The 23,899-nt window shown below is 61.0% G+C and carries 24 protein-coding genes; 6 read left to right on the plus strand and 18 right to left on the minus strand.

Annotated features, from left to right (window positions below):
- Positions 1 to 109: 109 nt before the first annotated feature.
- Entirely contained in the window at positions 110 to 766 is a 657-nt protein-coding gene (locus G7016_RS10595; RefSeq protein ID WP_181113789.1) for a histidinol-phosphatase, read from the plus strand.
- 34 nt (positions 767 to 800) lie between these two features.
- Here the strand turns inward: G7016_RS10595 and ilvA are convergent, their stop codons facing one another.
- Positions 801 to 2,315, minus strand: a complete 1,515-nt coding sequence (ilvA, locus tag G7016_RS10600; RefSeq protein WP_181113792.1) for a threonine ammonia-lyase, biosynthetic — start codon at positions 2,313 to 2,315, stop codon at positions 801 to 803.
- A 144-nt stretch (positions 2,316 to 2,459) separates the two neighbouring features.
- Between ilvA and rpiA the strand changes: the two genes are divergently transcribed.
- Positions 2,460 to 3,131, plus strand: a complete 672-nt coding sequence (gene rpiA / locus G7016_RS10605) for a ribose-5-phosphate isomerase RpiA (protein ID WP_181113794.1) — start codon at positions 2,460 to 2,462, stop codon at positions 3,129 to 3,131.
- Between the two features lie 3 nt (positions 3,132 to 3,134).
- Here the strand turns inward: rpiA and G7016_RS10610 are convergent, their stop codons facing one another.
- The 3 genes from G7016_RS10610 to G7016_RS10620 form a co-directional block, all read right to left on the minus strand.
- Positions 3,135 to 4,046 (minus strand): SdiA-regulated domain-containing protein, encoded by a 912-nt coding sequence (locus G7016_RS10610; RefSeq protein ID WP_181113796.1) that lies wholly within the window; start codon positions 4,044 to 4,046, stop codon positions 3,135 to 3,137.
- A 55-nt stretch (positions 4,047 to 4,101) separates the two neighbouring features.
- Positions 4,102 to 5,040 (minus strand): SdiA-regulated domain-containing protein, encoded by a 939-nt coding sequence (locus G7016_RS10615; protein ID WP_181113798.1) that lies wholly within the window; start codon positions 5,038 to 5,040, stop codon positions 4,102 to 4,104.
- Between the two features lie 88 nt (positions 5,041 to 5,128).
- On the minus strand, positions 5,129 to 5,794 hold the full coding sequence (locus G7016_RS10620; RefSeq protein WP_181113800.1) for a fumarylacetoacetate hydrolase family protein: 666 nt from the start codon (positions 5,792 to 5,794) through the stop codon (positions 5,129 to 5,131).
- Positions 5,795 to 5,996: 202 nt separating this feature from the next.
- Here G7016_RS10620 and serA point away from each other — a divergent pair, with 202 nt between their 5' ends.
- Positions 5,997 to 7,226 carry a phosphoglycerate dehydrogenase gene (gene serA, locus G7016_RS10625; RefSeq protein ID WP_181113802.1) on the plus strand — a complete coding sequence of 410 codons (1,230 nt, stop codon included), beginning with the start codon at positions 5,997 to 5,999 and terminating at the stop codon, positions 7,224 to 7,226.
- Positions 7,227 to 7,258: 32 nt separating this feature from the next.
- On the opposite strand, the gene G7016_RS10630 is transcribed toward serA, so the two are convergent.
- Together G7016_RS10630 and G7016_RS10635 are read right to left on the minus strand one after the other, a co-directional pair.
- On the minus strand, positions 7,259 to 7,750 hold the full coding sequence (locus G7016_RS10630) for a DUF523 domain-containing protein (RefSeq protein WP_181113804.1): 492 nt from the start codon (positions 7,748 to 7,750) through the stop codon (positions 7,259 to 7,261).
- Positions 7,747 to 8,370 (minus strand): 2OG-Fe(II) oxygenase, encoded by a 624-nt coding sequence (locus tag G7016_RS10635; RefSeq protein ID WP_181113806.1) that lies wholly within the window; start codon positions 8,368 to 8,370, stop codon positions 7,747 to 7,749. The genes G7016_RS10630 and G7016_RS10635 overlap by 4 nt, the downstream gene beginning before the upstream one ends.
- A 137-nt stretch (positions 8,371 to 8,507) precedes the next feature.
- On the opposite strand from G7016_RS10635, the gene G7016_RS10640 reads away from it, so the two are divergent.
- Positions 8,508 to 9,242 carry a DUF2059 domain-containing protein gene (locus G7016_RS10640; protein ID WP_181113808.1) on the plus strand — a complete coding sequence of 245 codons (735 nt, stop codon included), beginning with the start codon at positions 8,508 to 8,510 and terminating at the stop codon, positions 9,240 to 9,242.
- A gap of 14 nt (positions 9,243 to 9,256) precedes the next feature.
- Here G7016_RS10640 and G7016_RS10645 read toward each other — a convergent pair whose 3' ends face one another.
- From G7016_RS10645 to G7016_RS10680, 8 genes are all read right to left on the minus strand, one after another.
- On the minus strand, positions 9,257 to 10,195 hold the full coding sequence (locus tag G7016_RS10645) for an alpha/beta hydrolase (RefSeq protein ID WP_181113810.1): 939 nt from the start codon (positions 10,193 to 10,195) through the stop codon (positions 9,257 to 9,259).
- A gap of 73 nt (positions 10,196 to 10,268) precedes the next feature.
- A complete protein-coding gene (locus tag G7016_RS10650) occupies positions 10,269 to 11,165 on the minus strand; it encodes an ABC transporter permease subunit (protein WP_181113813.1) in 897 nt (298 codons plus the stop codon).
- Positions 11,162 to 12,043 carry an ABC transporter permease subunit gene (locus tag G7016_RS10655; RefSeq protein WP_181113984.1) on the minus strand — a complete coding sequence of 294 codons (882 nt, stop codon included), beginning with the start codon at positions 12,041 to 12,043 and terminating at the stop codon, positions 11,162 to 11,164. Before G7016_RS10655 ends, G7016_RS10650 begins: the two co-directional genes overlap by 4 nt.
- A gap of 32 nt (positions 12,044 to 12,075) precedes the next feature.
- Entirely contained in the window at positions 12,076 to 13,218 is a 1,143-nt protein-coding gene (potA, locus tag G7016_RS10660) for a polyamine ABC transporter ATP-binding protein (RefSeq protein ID WP_181113815.1), read from the minus strand.
- 55 nt (positions 13,219 to 13,273) lie between these two features.
- A complete protein-coding gene (locus G7016_RS10665) occupies positions 13,274 to 14,368 on the minus strand; it encodes a polyamine ABC transporter substrate-binding protein (RefSeq protein ID WP_181113817.1) in 1,095 nt (364 codons plus the stop codon).
- A gap of 178 nt (positions 14,369 to 14,546) precedes the next feature.
- Positions 14,547 to 15,644, minus strand: coding sequence for a polyamine ABC transporter substrate-binding protein (locus G7016_RS10670; RefSeq protein ID WP_181113819.1), 1,098 nt, complete (start codon positions 15,642 to 15,644; stop codon positions 14,547 to 14,549).
- A gap of 131 nt (positions 15,645 to 15,775) precedes the next feature.
- Positions 15,776 to 17,140: an aspartate aminotransferase family protein gene (locus G7016_RS10675; RefSeq protein ID WP_181113821.1), complete on the minus strand. Its 1,365-nt coding sequence runs from the start codon at positions 17,138 to 17,140 to the stop codon at positions 15,776 to 15,778.
- A gap of 46 nt (positions 17,141 to 17,186) precedes the next feature.
- Positions 17,187 to 18,545 carry a glutamine synthetase family protein gene (locus G7016_RS10680; protein ID WP_181113823.1) on the minus strand — a complete coding sequence of 453 codons (1,359 nt, stop codon included), beginning with the start codon at positions 18,543 to 18,545 and terminating at the stop codon, positions 17,187 to 17,189.
- 745 nt (positions 18,546 to 19,290) lie between these two features.
- Between G7016_RS10680 and G7016_RS10685 the strand changes: the two genes are divergently transcribed.
- Together G7016_RS10685 and G7016_RS10690 are read left to right on the plus strand one after the other, a co-directional pair.
- Positions 19,291 to 20,667 (plus strand): glutamine synthetase family protein, encoded by a 1,377-nt coding sequence (locus G7016_RS10685; protein ID WP_181113825.1) that lies wholly within the window; start codon positions 19,291 to 19,293, stop codon positions 20,665 to 20,667.
- A gap of 50 nt (positions 20,668 to 20,717) precedes the next feature.
- On the plus strand, positions 20,718 to 21,356 hold the full coding sequence (locus tag G7016_RS10690) for a TetR/AcrR family transcriptional regulator (protein WP_181113828.1): 639 nt from the start codon (positions 20,718 to 20,720) through the stop codon (positions 21,354 to 21,356).
- Positions 21,357 to 21,386: 30 nt separating this feature from the next.
- Here the strand turns inward: G7016_RS10690 and G7016_RS10695 are convergent, their stop codons facing one another.
- The 4 genes from G7016_RS10695 to ssuC form a co-directional block, all read right to left on the minus strand.
- On the minus strand, positions 21,387 to 21,971 hold the full coding sequence (locus G7016_RS10695; protein ID WP_181113831.1) for a TerD family protein: 585 nt from the start codon (positions 21,969 to 21,971) through the stop codon (positions 21,387 to 21,389).
- Between the two features lie 95 nt (positions 21,972 to 22,066).
- Positions 22,067 to 22,282: a TOBE domain-containing protein gene (locus G7016_RS10700; RefSeq protein ID WP_168085268.1), complete on the minus strand. Its 216-nt coding sequence runs from the start codon at positions 22,280 to 22,282 to the stop codon at positions 22,067 to 22,069.
- Between the two features lie 20 nt (positions 22,283 to 22,302).
- Complete coding sequence (gene ssuB / locus G7016_RS10705) at positions 22,303 to 23,109, minus strand: aliphatic sulfonates ABC transporter ATP-binding protein (protein WP_181113834.1); 807 nt, start codon at positions 23,107 to 23,109, stop codon at positions 22,303 to 22,305.
- Entirely contained in the window at positions 23,106 to 23,897 is a 792-nt protein-coding gene (gene ssuC, locus G7016_RS10710; protein ID WP_181113838.1) for an aliphatic sulfonate ABC transporter permease SsuC, read from the minus strand. The genes ssuB and ssuC overlap by 4 nt, the downstream gene beginning before the upstream one ends.
- Between the last annotated feature and the right edge of the window lie 2 nt (positions 23,898 to 23,899).

Here is a 23,899-nt window from a genome sequence, read left to right on the forward strand (position 1 = left end):
TTGTTCCACAAAGCCCGGCAGAGCAGCAACGAGGGTTATAGCGTTATGTGCAGCATTAATAAAAGGCCGTATTCTGTGAAGCATCTCCGCCGTTAATACGAGTGAATTCATGCGTCTGGCCCTTTTTGACCTCGATAACACGCTGCTAGGCGGCGACAGCGACCATGCCTGGGGCGATTACCTCTGCGCCAAGGGCATACTGGACCCGGTGCAATACAAGGCGCGCAACGACGCGTTCTATCAGGATTACCTGGCCGGGAAGCTGGATCTGCAGGCATACCTGAACTTCAGCCTGGAAATTCTCGCGGCCACCGAGCCGGCCCAACTGAAGGAATGGCACGCCGCGTTCATGCGCGAGTGCGTGGAGCCGATCATCCTTCCCAAGGCACTGGCATTGCTCGAACAACATCGCCAGGCAGGCGACAAGCTGGTGATCATTACCGCGACCAACCGCTTCGTCACCGGCCCCATCGCCGAGCGCCTGGGGGTGGAAACCTTGCTGGCCACCGAGTGCGAAATGGAGGGTGACCGTTACACCGGCCGGAGCATAGATGTGCCGTGCTTCCGTGAAGGAAAGGTCACGCGGCTGGAACGCTGGCTTGCCGAAACCGGCCTCAGCCTTGAAGACAGCTACTTCTATAGCGACTCGATGAACGACATGCCGTTGCTCGAGCGCGTGGCACATCCGGTTGCGGTGGACCCAGACCCCGTGCTGCATGGCGAGGCGATGCGCCGGGGCTGGAAGGTGATTTCGCTGCGGGATTGATCACTGGGGACGCTGAGGCCGCCCCCCGGTCCCACTACCCCAGAAACAGCTGATACGCGGGGTTGTCCGTTTCATCCCAGAATGGATAGCCGATTTCTTCGAGCGCGGCATATACCTGATCGCGCTCGACGACTGGCACCTGAAGCCCGGCTACCACTCGGCCGTCCGCCGCGCCATGGTTGCGATAGTGGAACATCGAGATGTTCCAGCGCCCGCCCAGCCGGTTGAGGAAGTTGAACAGGGCGCCTGGCCGCTCCGGAAACTCGAAGCGCAGCACCATTTCGTCGCTCACCTTGACCGCGTGGCCGCCTACCATGTGGCGGATATGCAGCTTGGCCAGCTCGTTGTCGGTCAGGTCCTGAACAGGGAACCCCTGCGCAGTGAGGCTTGCTATCAACGCAGCGCGCGGGTCGGTTTCCGGGTGGGTTTGAACCCCTACGAATATGTGCGCCTCAGCGCCGGTGTGGTACCGGTAGTTGAATTCAGTGATCTGCCGCTTGCCCACCGCCTCGCAGAAGGCCTTGAAGCTGCCCGGGCGCTCGGGAATGGTGACAGCGATGATGGCCTCTCGGCCTTCCCCTAGCTCGGCGCGCTCGGCCACATGGCGCAGGCGGTCGAAGTTCACGTTGGCGCCGGAGTCGATCGCGATAAGGGTTTGCCCCGTCACGCCCCGGCTTTCCACGTACTTCTTGATGCCAGCTACGCCCAGCGCCCCGGCTGGCTCGGTGATCGAGCGGGTATCGTCGTAGATATCCTTGATCGCAGCGCAGATTTCATCGCTGCTGACGGTAATAACCTCGTCAACATAACGGCGGCAGATCTCGAAGGTATGTTCACCGATTTGCGCAACGGCTACGCCGTCCGCGAACAGCCCCACCTGCGGCAGCACCACCCGCGTGCCGGCTGCCAAGGCCGCCTGCAGACAATTGGAGTCGTCAGGCTCTACGGCAATGATTTTCACCTCCGGGCGCAGGTATTTCACATAGGCCGCTATGCCGGAGATCAGCCCGCCGCCGCCCACCGGAACGAAGATCGCATCCAGAGGGCCTTGGTGCTGACGCAAGATTTCCATCGCGACCGTTCCCTGGCCAGCGATAGTGTCCGGGTCGTCGTAGGGGTGGATGTACACATAGCCCTTTTCCTCTACCAGCTTGAGCGACCAGGCCAGGGCTTCGGGGAAGGAGTCACCCTGCAGCACGACCTTGCCGCCACGCGAGCGCACGCCTTCTACCTTGATCTCCGGCGTGGTCTTGGGCATTACGATCACGGCCTGCACGCCCATTTCGCGTGCCGCCAGCGCCAGCCCTTGGGCATGGTTGCCCGCTGAAGCGGTAACCACACCACGGCTGCGCTCAGCATCGGTGAGTTGCGAGAGCTTGTTGTAAGCCCCGCGCACCTTGAACGAGAACACCGGCTGCAGATCCTCGCGCTTTAGCAGCACATGGTTATGCAGCCGGCGAGACAGCTGATTGGCCGGTTGGAGCGGGGTTTCAACCGCCACGTCATAAACGCGCGAGGTGAGAATCTTTTTAACGTACTGTTCGAGCATGGGCGCACAGTCACTGCCAGAGAACCAGACCCGCGAGTCTACCCCACGGCTCTGCCCGCCCACCACATCGGGGCAAGGTTTCCACCGCCCGTATGGCTATAATGCGGCCCCTTTTCGATCACCAGCCCCTTGCGGAGCGCCAGCATGACCCAGGATCAACTCAAACAGGCCGTGGCCCAGGCAGCCGTCGACCACATTTTGCCCAGCCTTACGGACAAGAGCATTGTCGGGGTGGGCACAGGGTCGACCGCCAACCTGTTCATCGATGCGCTTGCGCGCCACAAGGGGGCCTTCGACGGCGCAGTGGCCAGCTCCGAAGCGACCGCTGCGCGCTTGAAGGGGCATGGCATTCCGGTCTACGACCTCAACACCGTCGGCGAGCTGGAGTTTTACGTGGACGGCACCGATGAAAGCGACGAGCGCTTGCACCTGATCAAGGGCGGCGGTGCGGCACTTACTCGGGAAAAGATTGTGGCCGCGGTCGCTCTTCGCTTCATCTGCATTGCCGATGCCAGCAAACTGGTGCCGGTGCTCGGGCAGTTCCCGCTGCCCGTGGAAGTAGTGCCCATGGCGCGTAGCCACGTGGCCCGGGAGCTGGTCAAGCTGGGCGGGGACCCGGTCTACCGTGATGGCGTGCTGACCGATAACGGCAACATCATCCTGGATGTGCACAACCTGCACATTACTGACCCGGTAAGCCTCGAAGCGAGCATCAACCAGATCGTCGGCGTGGTCACCAATGGCCTGTTTGCCGCCCGCCCCGCTGACGTGCTGCTGCTGGGCACGCCTGAGGGTGTGAAAACCTACACCCGCTGACTGTTACTGAGCGGGCCGGGGTTCGAAGCGATAGAAGAGGTTCGGCTCGCTGACCATGTACAGGTTGCCTGCAGTGTCCATGGCAACGCCTTCGGGTTGAGGCACTGCGCGCTTCAGCCCGGCGGCCCCTTCGACCAGCGAAAGGCTGGCGATGGGCTTGCCATCGGGGTCCAGTTCTACCACCACCCGGGATTCATCGGAAACGATCAGCAGGTGCCCACTGCCGGGATCGAACTGCAGGCTGGAAAGGTCCTTCACGAACATGGCGCGATCCCGCTGCCTGTTTTCCGACACGCTGATGGCCACAGGGCCGTTACTTCCCAGCGGGAAACCGCTCACTTCATAAATACGTACCGGGTCCCGCTCCTTGGCCACATACAAGCGCTTGCTTGAAAGGTCATAGGCCAGGCCCTCGAAGCCCTTGTTGCCGTTCAACCCCAGGCCCAGGGCCAACTGATGGCCGCTTGCGATGTCCACGCTGGCCGTTGCGTCGCTGACTTCCACCTGCACCAGGCGCTGTTGGCGTTCGTCACTGATCACATAAGTGCCGGGGGCGATGTATTCCACGGCTTCCGGGTCGGAAAACCCAATCAAGGCAATGCGCCGAAGTACGTCCCCGTTCAGGGATAGCTCTACCAGCTCGGGGGTTTTGTTGGTCACCGTAAACAGCGTGTTGCGATCCGGATCGTACGTCAGTGCCGAAACATCCCCGCTCAGCCCCTCGATCGGCTGTACCTGAAGCGCGGCCTGATAGTCCGCAAGCCCTAGCGCAGAGCGACCGGGGGACAACCATTGACTGATCGCGAACCACGCGCTGGCGGGCACTCGAGAGAAGCAAGCGGCACTGGCGCCAAGGGCGAGTATCAGAAGCAACAGCCCCATGCGAACCGTGCGGGCATTGAGAGAAAGGTACATGAGCGATCACCGGTGGAAGATCCGCTCATGAAACCACAGCCGGCTGAACCCGGACTTAAGAGCCGCCCTGATTTTTCTTGAAGGCGTAGAACAGGTTGGGCTCACTGACCATGTACAAGGTGCCTTGCTCGTCCATGGCCACCCCTTCGGCGCGCGGGATGGTATTGGCGATGCCATTGAAGCCCCCAAGCAGCGCCATGAAACTCACTGGCTGCCCGTTGTTGTCCGCCTCCATCAGCAGATGGGAATCGGCCGAAAGCAACAACAGGTGGCCCGTGCGGGGATCCACGCCTACTGCTGACAGGTTGCGCATGTCCATGGCGTTGTTAGGCACGAGCACCCGGCCTGGTACGAAGCTGCCGTTGTCGCCTAGCTTGAGGCTGAACAGCGTAGTCGGCCGCTCTTGCCCAACCAGCAGCCGCTGGTGGCGGGGATCCCAGGCCACGCCTTCGAACCCTTTGTTGGCACTTGGTGAAGTACCAAGGTCGATCTTCGGGAAATCCGCGTAATTCAGCGCCGTGGTGTTGGGCTCTACCTTGACCACCGTCACGGTATGCAAGCGCTCGTCGGTGATCGCCATTCGGCCATCTCCGAGCATGGCGACGCCTTCAGGGTTGCTCCAGCCGACGAGGGGCAACTTGCGCAGCACATCCCCTTGCAGCGTCAGCTGAACCAGGAAGGGATGTTTGCCCATTACCGAATAAAGTGTGCGGCTGGCGGGGTCGTAAGTAAGGTCGGACGCTTCGTCGTCTTCCATGCCCGGCAGCGGCTTGGCATCGACGGTAGCGCGGTAGCCTGGCAGCCAGATCGCCTGCGCCTGGGCCGCTGGAGACGTGAACCGCTCCTTGAGCCACAGCAGCCCGCGATCATCCCAGTGCAGGATAGCCGCTACGGTGTAGGCAATGGCAACCGCCGCGGCGCCGATCAGCCACAGGCGCAGCCGCCGGGCCGAGCGGCGCGGTGTGGTGGCGGAAGGCAAGGCGGCTGTGGGCATGGGAATACCTGCGGTCAGGGCTGAAGGGCCAGCGCATTATCCGCACGCTATGTGAAAAAAATGGGAAACAGCCGCCTCGCCAACCGCTTCACACCACGTGGGTTTCTACCCGGGTTGCGCCCGGCAATTCCAGTACGAGCTGGTCCCCGCTGGCCAGCGGCCCCACGCCTGCCGGGGTTCCAGTGAGAATCACATCACCGGCGTGCAGCGAGAAATGCGCGGCCATGTACTGGATCATCGGCACGATCGGGTTGAGCATGGAGGCGCTGCTGCCATCCTGCCGCACTTCCCCATTGAGAGTGAGCCGTACGGGAATGTCCGTCAGGTCCTCGAAGGTGCTGGCCGCAACGAAAGGCGCCAGCACACAAGCGCCATCGAACGACTTGGCCAGCTCCCAGGGCAGCCCCTTTTCCTTGAGCTTGGCTTGCACATCACGCAGGGTCAGGTCCAGCGCCGGTGCAAAGCCTGAAATCGCGTCCAGTACTTCTTCCTCGCTGGGCTGAGTGGAAAGCGCCTTGCCCAGCAGTACCGCGATTTCGGTTTCGTAGTGTACCGAGCCTCGTTCGGCCGGGATCTTGAATCCGCCTGCTGCGGGCACCACACAGCTACCCGGCTTGATGAACAGCAGCGGCTCGGCCGGTACCGGGTTGTTCAGTTCATGGGCGTGTTCGGCATAGTTGCGGCCGATACACACCACTTTCCCCAGTGGGAAATGAATGTGGGTACCGTCGGCGTACTGGTGCTGGTAGCTCATTATCGACACCTCGAAGGAACGCGGAAAAGTAAGCGAACCCGCGAGCCGCTCATGCGGCGCCTGAGCCATATTCACGTCTGGGGCGGGTTCCAGGGAAGGCGAACATGCTAGCATACGCCCCCGCTACAAGGCTGCAGACGGGCAGCCCGAGCGCAGCGGGCGTTCCTTTCCCTGCCATTTTTCCGGAACCAGGTTTAAGCAGATGAGCAAGACTTCTCTCGACAAGAGCAAGATCAAGTTCCTTCTTCTCGAAGGCGTACACCAAACCGCCGTGGACACGCTCAAGGCGGCCGGTTACACCAACATCGAGTATCACTCCAGTTCCCTGCCGGAAGCAGAGCTGAAGGAAAAGATCGCCGACGCCCACTTCATCGGCATCCGCTCGCGCACTCATCTGACCGAAGAGCTCTTCGACCGCGCGAAGAAGCTGGTCGCGGTCGGCTGCTTCTGCATCGGCACCAACCAGGTTGACCTCAACGCTGCCCGTGAACGCGGCATCGCGGTGTTCAACGCGCCGTACTCCAATACCCGCTCGGTCGCCGAGCTGGTATTGGCCGAAGCCATCCTGTTGCTTCGCGGCATTCCGGAAAAGAACGCCTCCTGCCACCGTGGCGGCTGGATCAAGAGCGCGGCCAACTCGTTCGAGATTCGTGGCAAAAAGCTCGGCATCGTCGGTTATGGCTCCATCGGTACCCAGCTGTCGGTCCTGGCCGAGGGCCTGGGCATGCAAGTGTTCTTCTACGACCCGCTGACCAAGCTGCCGCTGGGTAACGCTACCCAGGTGCCTACGCTCAAGGAGCTGCTGGGCCTGGCCGACATCGTCTCGCTGCATGTGCCCGAGCTGCCGTCCACCAAGTGGATGATCGGCGAAGAAGAAATCCGCGCGATGAAAAAGGGCGGCATCCTGATCAACGCTGCCCGCGGCACCGTGGTTCGCCTCGAGGCCCTGGCTGAGGCGATCAAGGACAAGCACCTGATCGGCGCCGCCATCGACGTGTTCCCGGTGGAGCCACGCTCGAACGACGATATCTTCGAAAGCCCGCTGCGTGGCCTGGACAACGTGATCCTCACCCCGCACATCGGTGGTTCCACCGCCGAGGCGCAAGCCAACATCGGCCTGGAAGTGGCCGAGAAGCTGGTGAAGTACAGCGACAACGGTACCTCGGTATCCTCGGTCAACTTCCCGGAAGTGGCCCTGCCGGCGCACCCGGGCAAGCACCGCTTGCTGCACATCCACGAAAACATCCCGGGCGTGCTCAGCGAAATCAACAAGGTGTTTGCCGAGAACGGCATCAACATCTCTGGCCAGTTCCTGCAAACCAACGAAAAGGTTGGTTATGTGGTCATTGACGTTGACGCCGAGTACTCCGACCTGGCGCAAGCCAAGCTGCAGCACATCAAAGGCACCATCCGCAGTCGCGTGCTGTTCTAAGCCGCTCGGCCGCCTCGTTCGGGGCGGCCTTTTCAACCGATCATGGCCTCCAGAAACGCCTGAGCCTCGGCCAGTTGCCCTTCGTTGAACACTTTCACGCCGTGCTGCGTCAGCAGCGCCGCGGTCACCCCTTCTCCCGCCACCTTCCGCCCGCTGAAGCTCCCGTCGTAGGTTTGTTCGTTGCCGCAAGAGGGGCTATTGGCCTTGAGCACCGCAGCCTGAATGCCGTGAGCCTCCACAAGCGCGAGGGCCAGGCGTGCACCGGACAGAAAGGGGGCGGTTACATCCGCACCAGTGCTGGCGATGATGCGCGTTTCCCCCCTCAGAACCTCAATGCCCTGCCCACCCTGAATTTCCGCGGGCGGGCGCGGCGTGGGCAAGCCGCCAGCCACCTCGGGGCACAGCGGCACTACCCGACCTTCGGCCTGCCACGCGCGTAACAGGCCCCAATCACCCGAAGCCTGGCCGTCATACCGCACGCGCTCGCCCAGCAGGCAACGGCTTACCAGCACTTTGGCGATCATAGCGGGCTGGTGCCCCGGCGCCGGAACCAGCCCGTGAGTGACAAGCGCTCCCGCTGGGCAGGCAATACCTCATGAGGAATCTGGTCCGACAAGAACACCACCAGCGCGCCACCGGTGGGTACCACATCGTGAATTCGCTCGCCTGGCAAGTAGAGCCGTAGCTGCCCGCCGTCTTCGGGCAACCAGGCCTGATTCAGGTACACAACGGTAGACACACTGCGCCGGTCGTCGTCGTTGAAGCGGTCCAGATGGCGCAGGTAGTAGGCGCCGGGCGGGTAGGAGGCGAAGTGGCTCTCGAAATCTTCAAGCCCGAGGAACAGGGACTGATTGAGGCTTCGCCGCAGGCTGTCCATCAGGCCCAGATACCGATCGACTGGCGCGCTCTGGCCCCGCTCCACCCACTCGATGGCATCCCCCCGGATGCCCTCTCGCACCTGCGCCGTCACACCGCGCCCTGTGGCCGCCGGCTTGAGCTGGCCAAGGCGGGCGCGTTCGAGGCAGTCCCGCGACAGCTCCTCGGTAAGCGCGCTGGGGAGAAAAATATTCTGCTGCGACCACCCGTGGCTGGCGAGGTCAGAAGCGATTCGGGCAAACAGCGGATGATCGAGAGAAATGTTCATGGCACATGGTAGCGACCCGCCGCATAAACCAACAGATCCCCCCGGCGAAACGCGAGTTTCATCGGTCACCGCCTCGCCTCTCTCGACAAATGCCGCTGACGACACGGACAATAGCGCCCTGCCGACAGGAGTCCCTCATGCGTCGTTTTCTTTCCGTTGTGTTGATGTGCTGCGCCTTGCCGGCGTGGGCAGACATCCACGACGAGCTCTATAAGGCAGCCGGTTGGCCAGAGCAACGCGTGCACTTCACCGACGCGCTGCGCGCCGCGCAGCAGCGCTATCAGAACAGCCTGCCGCCGGCAGTGTTCCAGGCATTGGTCAACAACAGCAATCAGCGCTTCGCCCCTCAGGCGGTAGACCAGCGTGCCGAAGGCAGCCTGCGCCAGGCACTGGCCAACCCACAACCCGCACTGGCGTTCTTTCAATCTCCGTTAGGGCGCAAGATCGTTGCCGCTGAATTGCTGGCAACCCGTTCGGACCAACTTGCCCGCAACGCGCAGGGCCTGCCCAAAATGCAGGCCAGTGATACCCGTCAGTTACTGATCGGCCACTTGGCCCGGGCGCTTCCGGCTCGAGAGGCCGGTGCCGAAGTGAGCCTGGCCATTGCCGGTGTGGCCGCCGACAGCCTCAGCTCGATGATTCCGGGCTTGCTGGGCGGCAGCTCGGCGCAAAGCCTGCTGGATGGGCAGCGTGAACGCTTGCAGCAGCAGATTGGCGTAGACCTGGACAACACCCTGCTCTACGTTTATCGCGAACTGAGCGATCCTGAACTGGAAGAGTTTGTGGCCTTTGCCGAGTCTCCGGAAGGCCAGGCTTACTACAAGGCCGCGCTGGCGGCCGTGAAGGCTGGTCTGGCCGTAGGCGCGCGCTAAGCTAGGAGCAAGCGCTAGAAATACCTCTCCAGAAACCGCAGGTACTGCTCGCGAATGTGTACCGCCTCATTGGCCAGGTGATGACGCGCAGCGGGTATGCGTAGTATTTCCGGTTGCCTGAACTTGCGCTCCAGCACTCGAAGGTTGTATCGCCAATCCACTGTCATGTCCTGCTCACCCTGCACAATCACGGGCGTATGCTTGCAAGCGGGGGCGGCTTCGATGCGGTTGATCCACTCCGCCAGCGCACCCACCCATGCGGTGGGTAAGCGCAGCGGCTGAAGGGGGTCGGCGCGCAGAAACGGCAGAAACGCGGGGTCGTTGCTGTTTTCGCTGAACCGCCGGGCGATGCCATCCACAAAAGGGCTAAGCACCCGGTAGCTGAGCTTCGAGCGGGCCCATGCGCGCGGCCGCACCAACGGCGCCAGTAATATCAGGCGCCCGTCGATAAGGCTGTTATCGCCCCGGTGCAAGGCGTGGTCAATCACAATGGCGCCGCCCGTGCTTTGGCCAAGCACATGCCAAGGCCTGGGCAGGTGCAAGCTCATTGCTTGCGCCAGCAGGCCGTCGAGCGTTGACTGGTAGTGAGCGAAGTCTTCGATACTGGCGCGCGGGCCACTGGACAGGCCATGGCCTGGCAGGTCGCAGGACACCACCGCAAGCCCGCACCCGAGTGCCCATTCGATCACGTGACGGAACAGGCCCATGTGGTCGTAGAAACCGTGCAGCAGCACCAGGGTGCCGCGGGGCTGTCGAGGCACCCAGGCCTGGCACACCAGCTCGAACCCTTCGGCTTCAAAAAGGCCTAGATGGGTATCGAACCGTACCGCGAAACCAGGAAGGTCGAGCCCGTAGAAACGCTGATACGCCACCCCCTGCTCACACAAGGGGCGGGCGTCGTTCAGTGAGGAAAGGCTGGCGCGCAGCCGGTCGGGATGGAACGTCGAAGTCATGTGGGCTACCCGGTTATACAGGTAACCCTACCCCCTCTTCCCGCCGACAAACAAGGCCTTGCTTGCTGGCGCCTCAGGCCGAAACGGCTTCGGCGCTGGCGCGACGTGGGTCTGGCTGGGACGAGTTGGCCACGGCGGCCTCCTCGATCGCCTGCTGGATAGCCCGGCGGCGGCGCTCCTCGGCACGGCGGCTGAAGAACCACACGAAGAAGGTGAAGATCGACACTACCAGCAGGATAAGGCTGGCAATGGCATTGATCTCCGGCTTCACACCCAGACGCACCTGAGAGAACACTTCCATTGGCAGGGTGGTGGAGCCAGGCCCCGCCACGAAGCTGGCCAGCACCAGGTCATCCAGCGACAAGGCGAAAGACATCATTCCGCCCGCCGCCAGTGACGGCGCGATCATTGGAATGGTGATCAAGAGGAACACCTTCCACGGCCGCGCGCCCAGGTCCATGGCCGCTTCCTCGATGGACAGGTCCAGCTCGCGCAAGCGTGCCGACACCACCACTGCCACATAGGCGGCGCAGAAGGTGGTGTGAGCGATCCAGATGGTGGGTACACCACGCTCCTGCGGCCAGCCAATCACTTGCGCCATTGCCACGAACAGCAGCAGCAGCGAGAGGCCGGTGATCACTTCAGGCATTACCAGCGGTGCGGTAACCAGGCCACCGAACAAGGTACGGCCCTTGAACCTTGCCACACGGGTAAGCACGAACGCTGCCAGGGTGCCCAATATCACCGAAGAAATGGCCGTGTAGGTGGCGATCTCCAGCGAGCGGAACACTGCGCTCATCAGTTGATCGTTGTGCATCAGCCCCACGTACCACTTCACCGACCACCCGCCCCACACCGTTACCAGACGCGAGGCGTTGAACGAGAAGATCACCAGGATCAGCATGGGCGCGTAGATGAAGGTCAAGCCCGCCCACAGCATGAAGGTTGAAAATCGGAACCGGGAATTCATACCTTGCCCTCCATCTCTTTGGCCTGGCTACGGTTGAAGAGAAGAATGGGCACGATCAACAGTGCCAGCATCACCACCGCCAGCGCCGAGGCTACGGGCCAGTCGCGGTTATTGAAGAACTCTTGCCACAGCACCTTGCCGATCATCAGGGTTTCCGGGCCGCCGAGCAGTTCGGGGATCACGAACTCACCCACAACAGGAATGAACACCAGCATGCAACCGGCGACGATGCCATTGCGTGACAGTGGCACGGTGATTTTCCAGAAGTTGTTGAAGCGGCTGGAACCCAGGTCCGATGCGGCCTCCAACAGGCTTTGGTCATGCTTCACCAGGTTGGCGAACAGCGGCAGGATCATGAACGGCAGGTAGGAGTACACCACGCCGATGTACACCGCCAGGTTGGTGTTCAGGATCTGCAGGGGCTGGTCGATCACGCCCAGGTACATCAGGAAGCCATTGAGCAAGCCATTGTTGCTCAGCAGGCCCATCCAGGCGTACACCCGAATCAGGATGGCCGTCCAGGTCGGCATCATGATCAGCAGCAGCAGCACTGTCTGGGTTTCCTTCTTGGCCACCGACATCGCGTAGGCCATCGGGTAACCGATCAGTACGCACAGCAACGTGCTGAAGAACGCCATCTTCAACGAGCCCAGGTACGCCGAGAAATACAACTCGTCGTCGCCCAGCAGCAAGTAGTTGGCCAGGTTCAGCGCGATGTCGATCTTGCCTTCGGCGTACTGCCAGATATCGGTATACGGCGGAATGGCCACATCCGCTTCGGCAAAGCTGATCTTCAGAACGATGAAGAACGGCAACATGAAGAACAGGAACAGCCACAGGAAGGGAATCCCGATGACCACTTGCCGGCCGCCCGGCATCCAGCGGTTATAGATACGCTTGAGCTTCTTGTTCATGACCGGAGCACCACGCCGCTGTCGTCTTCCCACCACACGAACACTTCGTCGTCCCAGGTCGGCCGCGCGCCACGACGCTCCGCGTTAGCCACGAACGACTGCACGATCTTGCCGCTGGGCAGCTGGACGTGGAACACCGAGTGCCCGCCCAGGTAGGCGATGTCATGCACCTTGCCGCGCGACCAGTTGTGCTCGGTGGAGGGTTGCTCGACCGTAACGAGGAGCTTTTCCGGGCGGATCGCGTAGGTCACGCTCTTGTCCTGCGCGGCCGTACTCACACCGTGGCCCACGTAGATAGTGCGCTCCAGCTCAGGCGAGCTGATCAGTGCGTAGCCTTCCATGTCCTCGATGACTTCACCGTCGAACAGGTTGACGTTGCCGATGAATTCGCACACCAACCGGCTGGTCGGGGTTTCGTAGATATCCACAGGGCTGCCGATCTGAGCGATCCAGCCCAGGTGCATGATCGCGATGCGCTGGGCCATGGTCATGGCCTCTTCCTGGTCGTGGGTCACCATTACGCAGGTCACGCCTACGCGCTCGATGATTTCCACCAGTTCCAGTTGCATTTCCGAACGCAGCTTCTTGTCCAGCGCACCCATGGGCTCATCGAGCAACAACAGCTTGGGCCGCTTGGCCAGGGAACGGGCCAGTGCAACCCGCTGGCGCTGGCCACCGGACAATTGATGCGGTTTGCGCCGGGCGTACTGGGTCATGTGCACCAACTTGAGCATTTCGGCCACCCGGGCGTCGATCTCGGCGCTGGACATCCTGTCCTGCTTCAGGCCGAAGGCAATGTTCTGCGCAACGGTCATGTGTGGGAACAATGCATAGGACTGGAACATCATGTTGATGGGCCGCTTGTAGGGCGGCATGTCGGTGATGTCCTCGCCGTCGAGGAAAATCCGCCCTTCCGTAGGCCGCTCGAAGCCCGCGAGCATACGCAGCAGGGTCGACTTGCCCGAGCCCGATCCGCCCAGCAAGGCGAAGATTTCGCCCTTGTGGATCTGCAGCGACACGTCGTCCACAGCGATCGTCTCGTCGAACTTTTTGGTTACCCGGTCGATCTTGACCAACACCTGCTTGGGGTGTTGGCCACCTTCGAGGGCTTTCTTATAGGCACTGGAGGCAACGGCCATCAACGAACTCCCAACTTTTTTCACGTGCCCGCCGTCTCCGGCGGGCGTAGGTTAATTACTTGCCCGTCTTGATTCGGGTCCAGGAGCGGGTCATCAAGCGCTGAATGTTAGGCGGCAGCTCGTGGCTGACATACGCCTTGTCGAGCACGTCCTGCGGCGGGTACACCGCAGGGTCTTCGCTCACGGCCTCGTCCATGTCGGTCTTGGCCTCGGGATTGGGGTTGGCATAACCGACGTAATCGCTCACTTGGGCGATGACTTTGGGCTCCAACAGGTAATTGAGGAACGCATGGGCTTCTTTCACGTCCTTGGCATCGGCCGGAATAGCCAGCATGTCGAACCAGAGGTTGCCGCCTTCCTTGGGTACAGCGTAGGCGACGTTCACGCCGTTCTTCGCTTCCTTGGCGCGGTTGCGCGCCTGGAACACATCACCCGAGAAGCCAGCCGCCACGCAGATGTTCCCCGAGGACAAGTCGGTGATGTACTTGGAAGAATGGAAGTAGCGAACATAAGGGCGCACAGCCAGCAACTTGGCTTCGGCCTTCTTGTAGTCTTCCGGGTTGGTGCTGTTGGGGTCCAGCCCGAGGTATTGAAGTACCGCAGGCATCATCTCGTCTGGCGAATCGAGGAACGCCACGCCGCACTTCTGCAGCTTTTTCATGTTCTCCGGTTCGAACAACATGGCCCAGGAGTCGATCGTGTCTACACCCAGTGCGGCTTTCACCTTCTGGGGGTTGTAGCCAATGCCATTGGTGCCCCACAAGTAGGGAATGGCGTACTGGTTACCAGGATCGTTAGCCTCCAGGCGCTTCATCAAGGCCGGGTCCAAGTGGTTCCAGTTCGGCAGTTGGCTGCGATCCAGCTTCTGGAATACGCCAGCCTTGATCTGCTTGCCGAGGAAGTGGTTCGACGGCACGACCACGTCGTAGCCGGTATGGCCAGCCAGCAGCTTGCCTTCAAGCGTCTCGTTGGAATCGAACACGTCATACGACGGCTTGATGCCAGTCGCTTTCTCGAAGTCGGCCAGCGTGGTCTCGCCAATGTAGTCGGACCAGTTGTAGATCTTCACCGTGCCGGCCGCGTGGGCGCCGGCCGTGAGTGCAAGCCCGGCGGTGAGCAACAGCGCCTTGCCAATCAGGGAGTCAGCCAAGTGGAAATCCTCTCGAAAGTGATCTTTTTCAGACGGCAATCAACCGACCGGGATACAAAACCGGGGCGCAACTTACCTTCGATAAACCTGCCGGGCAAAATGAATTCGTTAAAAGCCTGTCGATAAACCCCAGGCACCTGCCAGATCTATGGCCAGACAGGTGCCCGGGCAGGGCGAGTTACTTGCCCGATTTGATCTTGGTCCAGCTGCGGGTCATCTCGCGTTGAGTGGCCGCCGGCAGGTCAGAGATCGCATAGAACTTGGCCTTCACTTCGTCCGACGGATAGATGTTCGGGTCCGACTTGATGGCATCGTCAACAAACTCGGTGGCCGCCTTGTTGCCGTTCGGGAATTGCACGGCATTGGTGATTTCCGCCATCACTTCCGGCTTGAGCAGGAAGTTCATGAACTTGTAGGCGCCGTCCACGTTTTCGGCATCCTTCGGAATGGCGACCATGTCATAGAAGGTACCCGCACCTTCTTTGGGAATGGTGTAGCTGACCTTCACCTTGCCACCGGCTTCTTCGGCACGGGACTTGGCCTGCTGCACGTCACCCGAGTAGCCTACCGCCACGCAGATGTTGCCCGTGGCCAGGTCGGAAATGTACTTGGAAGAGTGGAAGTAGGTGATGCTTGGGCGAACCTTGAGGAACAGTTCTTCAGCCTGCTTGAGGTCTTCTTTCTTCTGGCTGTTGGTTGGCAGGCCCAGGTAATGCAGCGCTACCGGCAGCATTTCGGTTGGCGAATCCAGGAAGCTTACGCCGCAGGATTTCAGCTTGGCGATGTTCTCGGGCTTGAGCAGGACGTCCCACGAGTCGATCTTGTCCACACCCAGCGCGGCCTTCACTTTCTCGGGGTTGTAACCGATACCGATGGTGCCCCACATGTACGGGAACGCATGCTTGTTGCCCTGGTCGCTGGCATCACCAACGGCCTTGAGCAGCGACTCGTCCAGGTTTTTCCAGTTTGGCAATTTGGACTTGTCCAGTTCCTGGTACACGCCTGCCTTGATCTGCTTGGCCAGGAAGTTGTTGGACGGCACTACGATGTCGTAGCCGGACTTGCCTGCAAGCAGCTTGGCTTCCAGGGTCTCGTTGCTGTCGAACACGTCATACACGACCTTGATGCCCGACTCGTCTTCAAACTTCTTCACGGTGTCTGGTGCGATGTAGTCGGACCAGTTGTACACGTGCAGAACCTTGTCATCAGCGTGAACTGCCCCGACCACGGCCCCCATCATCGACATGGCGAGCAGCGTCTTGCCAAATTTCTTCATGCGTAATGCTCCAAATTTTTTTGAAAAACCACCTTAAGGGCGCCGGTGCCTCACCAGCGAGGCGGTAAACCGGAACGCAGGCTTGCCTGTGAGCGCGCTCGATACAAGCGCGCCGCTGCACAGACTAGCATTTAGCCATTCAGCGCATTAAGGGTCAGGTCCAGGCACAAGCGCGCCTTGGTCACCAGTTCATCGATTTCATCGCGGCTGATCACCAAAGGCGGAGCGATGATCATGGTGTCACCCACCGCTCGCATGATCAGGCCGTTATCGAAGCAGAACTGCCGGCAGATCATCCCGGCCCCACGCCCTTCATGCCGCGCCCGGGTTGCCTTGTCTTTCACCAGCTCGATCGCGCCCAGCATGCCTAACCCTCGGACCTCGCCCACCAGTGGGTGGTCTTCGAGCTCCCGCAGGCGTTTCTGCAAATATGGTGCCGTTTCGCTCTTCACCGTTTCGATGATTTTTTCTTCACGCAGCAGGCGCAGGTTGGCCAGGCCAACCGCAGCGGCAACGGGGTGCCCGGAATAGGTAAAGCCGTGGTTGAAATCGCCGCCCTCGCTGATCACCCGCGCCACCCGGTCCCGAACGATCACGCCACCCATGGGTACGTACCCGGAGGTAAGGCCCTTGGCGATGGTCATCAGGTCTGGCTTGAGGTCGTAGTAGTCGCTACCGAACCACTCACCCGTGCGACCGAAACCACAGATCACCTCATCGGCCACGAACAGAATGTCGTATTTGGCGAGGATTTCCTTGATGCGCGGCCAGTAGGTTTCTGGCGGAATGATCACACCGCCCGCCCCTTGGATAGGCTCGGCGATAAAGGCGCCTACCTGGTCTTCGCCCAGCTCGAGAATCTTTTCTTCGAGCTGGTTCGCGGCCCACACCCCGAACTCTTCGGGGCTCATGTCCCCGCCTTCACCGAACCAGTACGGTTGCGCAATGTGCACAATGCCGGGGATCGGCAGGTCGCCCTGCTCGTGCATCCCGGACATGCCGCCCAGGCTGGCGCCAGCCACGGTAGAGCCGTGGTAGCCGTTGATACGGCTGATGATGGTTTTCTTGCCTGGCTTGCCCTGCAGTGCCCAGTAATGACGAACCAGCCGCAATACGGTGTCGTTCCCTTCCGAGCCGGAACCTGTGAAGAACACATGGCTCATGCCTTCGGGCGCCACCTCCACAATCGCGCGCGCCAGCTCCAGCGCAGGCGGGTGAGCGGTCTGGAAGAACAGATTGTAATAAGGCAGCTCGCGCATCTGGGCAGCGGCGGCCTCCACCAGCTCCTCGCGGCCATAACCCACCGCCACGCACCACAGGCCGGCCATGCCGTCGAGGATCTTGTGCCCCTCGCTGTCCCACAGGTGCACGCCCTGCGCCTTGGTAATGATGCGCGGGCCTTTTTCCTTCAGCTGCTTGTAGTCGCTGAAAGGCGCCAGGTGATGGTCGCCACTGAGGGATTGCCACTGCAGGGTTTGTGGATTGTTATTGCTCATTTTCATCTCCTGAGCCGGCAGGCCCTCAAGGCCAGGCCGGTAACGATCAGACCGCGAACAGCAGGAACTCCCGTTCCCACGAACTGATCACGCGCTTGAAGTTTTCGTGTTCCGCCCGCTTCACCGCCACATACCCGGTCACAAACTTGCGACCCAGGTATTTCTCGATGGTCTTGCAGGTTTCCATGCGCTCCAACGCGTCCTCGATGGTCAGCGGCAGGCGCAGGTTGCGCCGCTCGTAACCGCGACCGTGGACCGGGGCGCTGGGAGGAATGCCCTCGACCATGCCGATGTAGCCACACAGCAAGCTGGCAGCGATGGCCAGGTAGGGGTTGGCATCCGCGCCCGGCAAACGGTTTTCCACGCGGCGGTTTTGCGGGGTAGCATCCGGCACGCGCAACCCTACGGTGCGGTTTTCCTCGCCCCACTCCACGTTTACAGGCGCAGAGGTATCCGGCAGGAAGCGGCGGAACGAGTTCACGTTCGGGGCGAACAACGGCAGCAGCTCCGGGATGTACTTCTGCAAGCCGCCCACATGGTGCAGGAACAGCTGGCTCATGGAACCGTCTTCGTTGGAGAAGATGCTGCGGCCGGTGTCCACGCTCACCACGCTCTGGTGCAAGTGCATGGCGCTGCCGGGCTCGCCAGTCATCGGCTTGGCCATGAAGGTGGCAGCCACGTTGTGCTTGAGCGCCGCCTCGCGCATGGTGCGCTTGAACACCACGATCTGGTCTGCCAGAGCCAGGGCGCTGCCATGACGGAAGTTGATTTCCATCTGCGCCGTGCCGTCCTCGTGAATCAGCGTGTCGAGGTCCAGGTTCTGCAGTTCGCACCAGTCGTACACGTCTTCGAACAGCGGGTCGAACTCATTCGCGGCTTCGATGGAAAACGACTGCCGGCCTGTCTCCGGACGGCCAGAGCGGCCAATCGGTGGCTGCAGCGGGAAGTCCGGGTCGTCGCAACGCTTGGTCAGGTAGAACTCCATTTCCGGCGCCACGATCGGCTGCCAGCCGCGGTCGGCATAGAGCTTGAGCACCTTCTTGAGCACGTTACGGGGCGACAGCTCGATCGGGTTGCCTTGCTTGTCGTAGGTATCGTGAATCACCTGGGCGGTAGGCTCGATCGCCCAAGGTACAAGGAAAACGGCGTTCTCGTCCGGCCGGCAGAGCATGTCGATGTCTGCAGGGTCGAGCAGCTCGTAATAGATGTCGTCTTCTACGTAGTCGCCCGTTACGGTCTGCAGCAATACGCTTTCAGGCAGGCGCATGCCCTTTTCGGCGATAAACTTGTTCGTAGGCGAGATCTTGCCGCGGGTGATGCCGGTCAGGTCGCTGATCAGGCATTCAACTTCGGTGATCTTGTGCTTTTTCAACCAATCGGTGAGCTGGTCGAGGTTGGTACTCATAAATACCTCAGGAGGCAAGGCCCAGGCTCGGCGGAGCCGGGGGTTTTTGACGTGTACGCGTCAGAGTATGGTGGAGCATGCTGCTTGAACGTGCCACGCGGTGTTGCCTCGGGCCAGGCGACTCGCCTGTGGCCCAATACCGGGCAACAACGGACGCGCGCCCTCGAGAACGGCCAGGCGGCAAGCCGGGCAGGTACGTCGAAGCGACTTCTGGCAGTATGGTAATACGAACCTGTGAAAGTTCGTGGAGCGCTCCAGTCGAGCCAGAGGCTTTGTAATGATAGGGTGTTACGTGCCCTGCGTTGTCCGCCCAGCCGCGAGCGCTAGACATCCGAGCTTCAGCCGGCCGGGTCGGCAAGGCCTTTGCAGCATGTTCGGTGCAGTTCTGGCCAGTCGATGCCAGTTGACGCAAGGCGTGAAACGCCCGTGCGAGCCAGGCATTCGCGCCAGTACATAGCAGGCGTGCCATGATATTCCCCGTTATTGTTGCTGTTATGGGATGCAACCGAGCTTAGCGCCGTTCAATTTTTTATACAACACTCCGTAAAAAATTCAGCACGGCGAAAAAGGAGATTCAGAACATGACGGAAAACTCAGCGGAAAACGCCCCCTGACAGTGCGAAAACACCCAAATCGCACTCATTTAGTGCAAAAATGGGTCAGCTTGACTTCGTGTTGGCTTTCGGATTGACTGAGACGCTTGTAAGCCAATGATTGAAATTTTTAACAACAAAGGTGTTGCATCATGTCGGTACCCCCGCGTGCCGTTCAGCTTAATGAAGCGAACGCATTCCTTAAGGATCATCCTGAGGTTCTGTACGTCGACCTTCTGATTGCAGATATGAATGGTGTAGTGCGTGGCAAGCGCATCGAGCGCACCAGCCTGCACAAAGTGTACGAAAAAGGCATCAACCTCCCGGCATCGTTGTTTGCACTGGATATCAACGGTTCCACGGTGGAAAGCACCGGCCTGGGCCTGGATATCGGCGATGCGGATCGGATCTGCTATCCCATTCCCAATACCCTCAGCAATGAGCCATGGCAGAAGCGCCCAACCGCGCAGCTGCTGATGACCATGCATGAGCTTGAAGGCGAACCCTTCTTCGCGGACCCTCGCGAGGTGTTGCGCCAGGTAGTACAGAAGTTCGACGACCTGGGGCTGACCATCTGCGCCGCGTTCGAACTCGAGTTTTATCTGATCGACCAGGAAAACGTGAATGGCCGGCCTCAGCCGCCCCGCTCGCCTATCTCCGGTAAACGCCCTCAATCGACCCAGGTTTACCTGATCGACGATCTGGACGAATACGTCGATTGCCTGCAGGACATTCTCGAAGGCGCCAAGGAGCAGCACATTCCTGCCGACGCCATCGTGAAGGAAAGCGCGCCGGCACAGTTCGAGGTGAACCTTCACCACGTTGCCGACCCGCTTAAGGCCTGCGACTACGCGGTACTGCTCAAGCGGCTGATCAAGAACATTGCCTACGACCATGAAATGGACACCACCTTCATGGCCAAGCCCTACCCAGGGCAGGCAGGCAATGGCCTGCACGTGCATATCTCGATCCTGGACAGGGACGGCAAGAATATCTTCACCAGCGAGGATCCCGAGCAGAACGCCGCATTGCGTAACGCAATCGGCGGTGTGCTCGAGACCCTGCCGGCCTCCATGGCCTTCCTGTGCCCGAACGTGAACTCCTACCGCCGCTTTGGCGCGCAGTTCTATGTACCGAACTCGCCTACCTGGGGCCTGGACAACCGTACCGTGGCGCTGCGTGTGCCAACCGGCGCGCCGGATTCCGTACGCATCGAGCACCGCGTCGCGGGTGCGGACGCCAACCCGTATCTGCTGATGGCGGCCGTATTGGCGGGTATCCACCATGGCTTGACCAGCAAGTGCGACCCGGGTGCGCCGCTGGAAGGCAACGCCTACGAGCAGACCGAGCCCAGCTTGCCGAACAACCTGCGGGACGCATTACGGGCGCTGGACGACAGCGAAATCATGGCGAAGTACATCGACCCGAAGTACATCGACATCTTCGTGGCCTGCAAGGAAAGCGAACTGGCGGAATTCGAGCACTCCATCTCGGACCTCGAGTACAACTGGTACTTGCACACGGTGTAGGGCAGCAAGGTTCAGGCTAGAATGCGGGCTGCCTTCAGGGAGCCCGTTTCATGCCTCGTACTGTCACCAGCCGCAAACCCCGCCCAGGCAGCCAGGCGAGGATCGACTCGATCCTGGCGGCTGCCCGTACGTTGCTGGTTCGGGATGGGGTAGCCGGGCTGTCGGTGTATGCCGTAGCAGAGCTGGCGCAGATTCCACCCTCTTCGGTATATCACTTCTTCCCAAGCGTTCCTTCTTTGCTCGAGGGGCTTACCGCCGATATTCACGCGGCGTTTCGCGCATGCCTCGAAGCCCCCATCGACTCATCAGCCTTGTACAACTGGCACGACCTATCGCGGCTGGTCGAGCAGCGCATGCTCAGCCTGTACAACGAGGACGCCGCGGCACGGCAGTTGATTCTGGCGCAGCATGGCCTGAGCGAAGTGACCCAAGCAGACCGGCGCCATGACATCGAGCTGGGAGCGCTGATGCGGGACGTATTCGCCCGCCACTTCGTGTTACCGCAGCTGCCCGACGACGTGGACGTGTTCACACTGGCCATGGAGCTGGGGGATCGGGTGTATGCGCGGTCGGTGCAGTTACACGGGGAGATTACACCCCGCCTGGCCGAGGAAGGCATGCGAGTGTTCGACGCCTACCTGGGCCTTTATCTGCCGCCTTACATGGCGAAGCGCGCGCCTGCCGTATAAACCGACTCCCCGCGCCAAATGGGGGGCCCGTCAGCTACGGAGCGCCTTGGCCGCAGCGCTTGCCAGATCCTCGGCCGTGCGCCCGTCAGTGGTCGCGCCCAATGCCTTGAATGCCCAACCACCAGCCTCACGGCTGAGACACGCCATCACGATACCGGTATGCCGGCCTTTTTCAGAAAGATCGAAACGGGCCAGTTCCATTCCCGTGCTTGCGTCCAGGATGCGGCAATAGGCGTTCTGCACGCTTTCGAAGGTTTGCCCGGTAAAGCTGTTGACCGTGAATACCAGCTTCGCTGCTTCGGGGAGGAGCCGCAGGAGGTCGATTTCCAGGGTTTCGTCATCGCCATCGCCCTGGCCGGTGCGGTTATCGCCCGAATGGACGATGGCACCGTCTTTCGACGCCAGTTGACGGAACCAGACAAGGTCGAGCCGATTGAGCGCGTTATCGAAAACGATGCAGGACGCGTCCAGGTCGATCTCGCCGGCGCGCATGAATTTGCCGAGGAAGCCGGTTCGGATAGGGTCCCAGCCCAACCCGAGGGTAACTCGGGCAAGGGGGCCACCACTGGCCTTGTCGAGAGACACGCTTTGTTGCTTGCTGAGCGAAAGGGTCATAGGAGGGCTGCCCGCTGGGGAAAAGCGCTACTGTAGAGCGCCCCCCAGAGGGTGTAAGCCAGCCGATTCCTTAACCTTCGTAGGAAATGTCAGGGTTAGAGTTTGGCGATGGAGACTTCAGTGGACTTCACGAAGGCAATGACCTCGCTGCCCACGCCCAGTTCGAGTTCCTTGACCGAGCGCGTGGTAATGACCGAGGTCACGATCCCGGAGGCGGTTTGCACATCGATTTCCGACAGTACGGGGCCTTCGATGATTTCCTTCACAGTGCCTTTGAACTGGTTGCGAACGTTGATGGCTTTGATGGTCATGGTGATTTCCTCGGATGGCGTCAATAAGCCCAACGCAGTTGCGTGGGCAGGGGGGATGGGGGTTCCTGGATATCCTGCCCGGGCAACGAGAGCACCCGGTCCAGAATGCGCGTTTCTATCTCTGCCAAGGCATGAGAGCCGCGCTGCCGCGGACGTGGCAGGTCTACAGCCACATCCAGGCCGATACGGCCTTCTTCAATGAGAATCACTCGGTCCGCTACCGCGACAGCTTCCGCCACGTCGTGAGTCACCAGCAGCACGGTAAAGCGGTGCCGGGCCCAGAGCCGCTCGAGCAGCTGCTGCATTTCGATACGGGTCAGCGCATCGAGCGCGCCGAGTGGTTCGTCCAGCAACAAGAGGCGAGGCTCATGGATCAACGCCCGCGCCAGGGCCACGCGTTGCTTTTGCCCACCGGAGAGCGCGGCCGGCCATTCCTTGGCCCGCTCGGCGAGCCCCACGGCCTCCAGCGCCTCGAGCGCCTTGGGCTTCCAGTCACCCTTGAGGCCCAAGCCTACGTTTTCGATCACGGTTTTCCACGGCAACAGGCGCGGTTCCTGGAACATCAACCGGGTGTTCTCGCGTACGGTTGCCAGCGTGTCTTCGCCACTGCCGAGCCGGCCACTGCTCGGCTTGTCCAACCCGGCCAGCAGGCGCAGCAAGGTGCTTTTGCCGCACCCGCTGCGGCCCACCACGGCGACGAACTGGCCTGCGGGAATATGCAAATCAATGCCCTGCAACACCTGCCGTTCGCCAAAGGTCTTGGTCAGGCTGTTCACATCCAGGCTGATGCCCCGGAGGAAATGCGGCGTTTCGTTCAAGACGCTCATGCGCGGCCCTCCTTCGCGGTTTGATAGGCAGGGTGCCAACGCAACCACACCCGCTCCAGGCCACGCGCGGCGAGGTCTGCCAGCTTGCCCAGCACGGCGTACAGCACGATGGCCAGCACCACCACGTCGGTTTGCAGAAACTCGCGGGCATTCATTGCCAGGTAACCGATGCCGGAGCTGGCAGAGATCGTCTCGGCGACGATGAGCGTCAGCCACATGAAGCCGAGCGCGAAGCGAACACCCACCAGGATCGAGGGGAGCGCGCCGGGAAGGATCACCTGCCAGAACAGCCCGAACCCCGACAGCCCATAGCTGCGCGACATTTCCAGCAAAGCCGGGTCTACGTTGCGAATGCCGTGGTAGGTGTTGAGGTAGACCGGGAACAGCGTGCCCAGCGCCACCAGGAAAATCTTGGCCGACTCGTCGATGCCGAACCATAGGATCACCAGCGGAATCAGCGCCAGGTGCGGAACGTTGCGAATCATCTGTACCGAGCTGTCGAGTAACCGTTCGCCCCACCGCGACAGCCCCGTGATAAAGCCTAGCGCCAGGCCGATGCTGCCGCCGATGGCAAAGCCCACCGCTGCGCGCCAGCTACTGATTGCCAGGTGGGTCCAGATTTCGCCAGAGCGCACCAGTTGTACACCCGCCTCCAGTACGGCGCTGGGCGCGGGAAGAATGCGGGTGGAAAGCCAGCCCGCGCTCACTGCCAGTTGCCAGACGGCGAGCAGCAGCACGGGCAAGGCCCATGGCGCCAGCCGGTCGGCGGTTCTACGCGAAATGCTCATCT

The organism is Pseudomonas japonica, assembly GCF_013522925.1.
GTDB classification, from domain to species: Bacteria; Pseudomonadota; Gammaproteobacteria; order Pseudomonadales; family Pseudomonadaceae; genus Aquipseudomonas; species Aquipseudomonas japonica_A.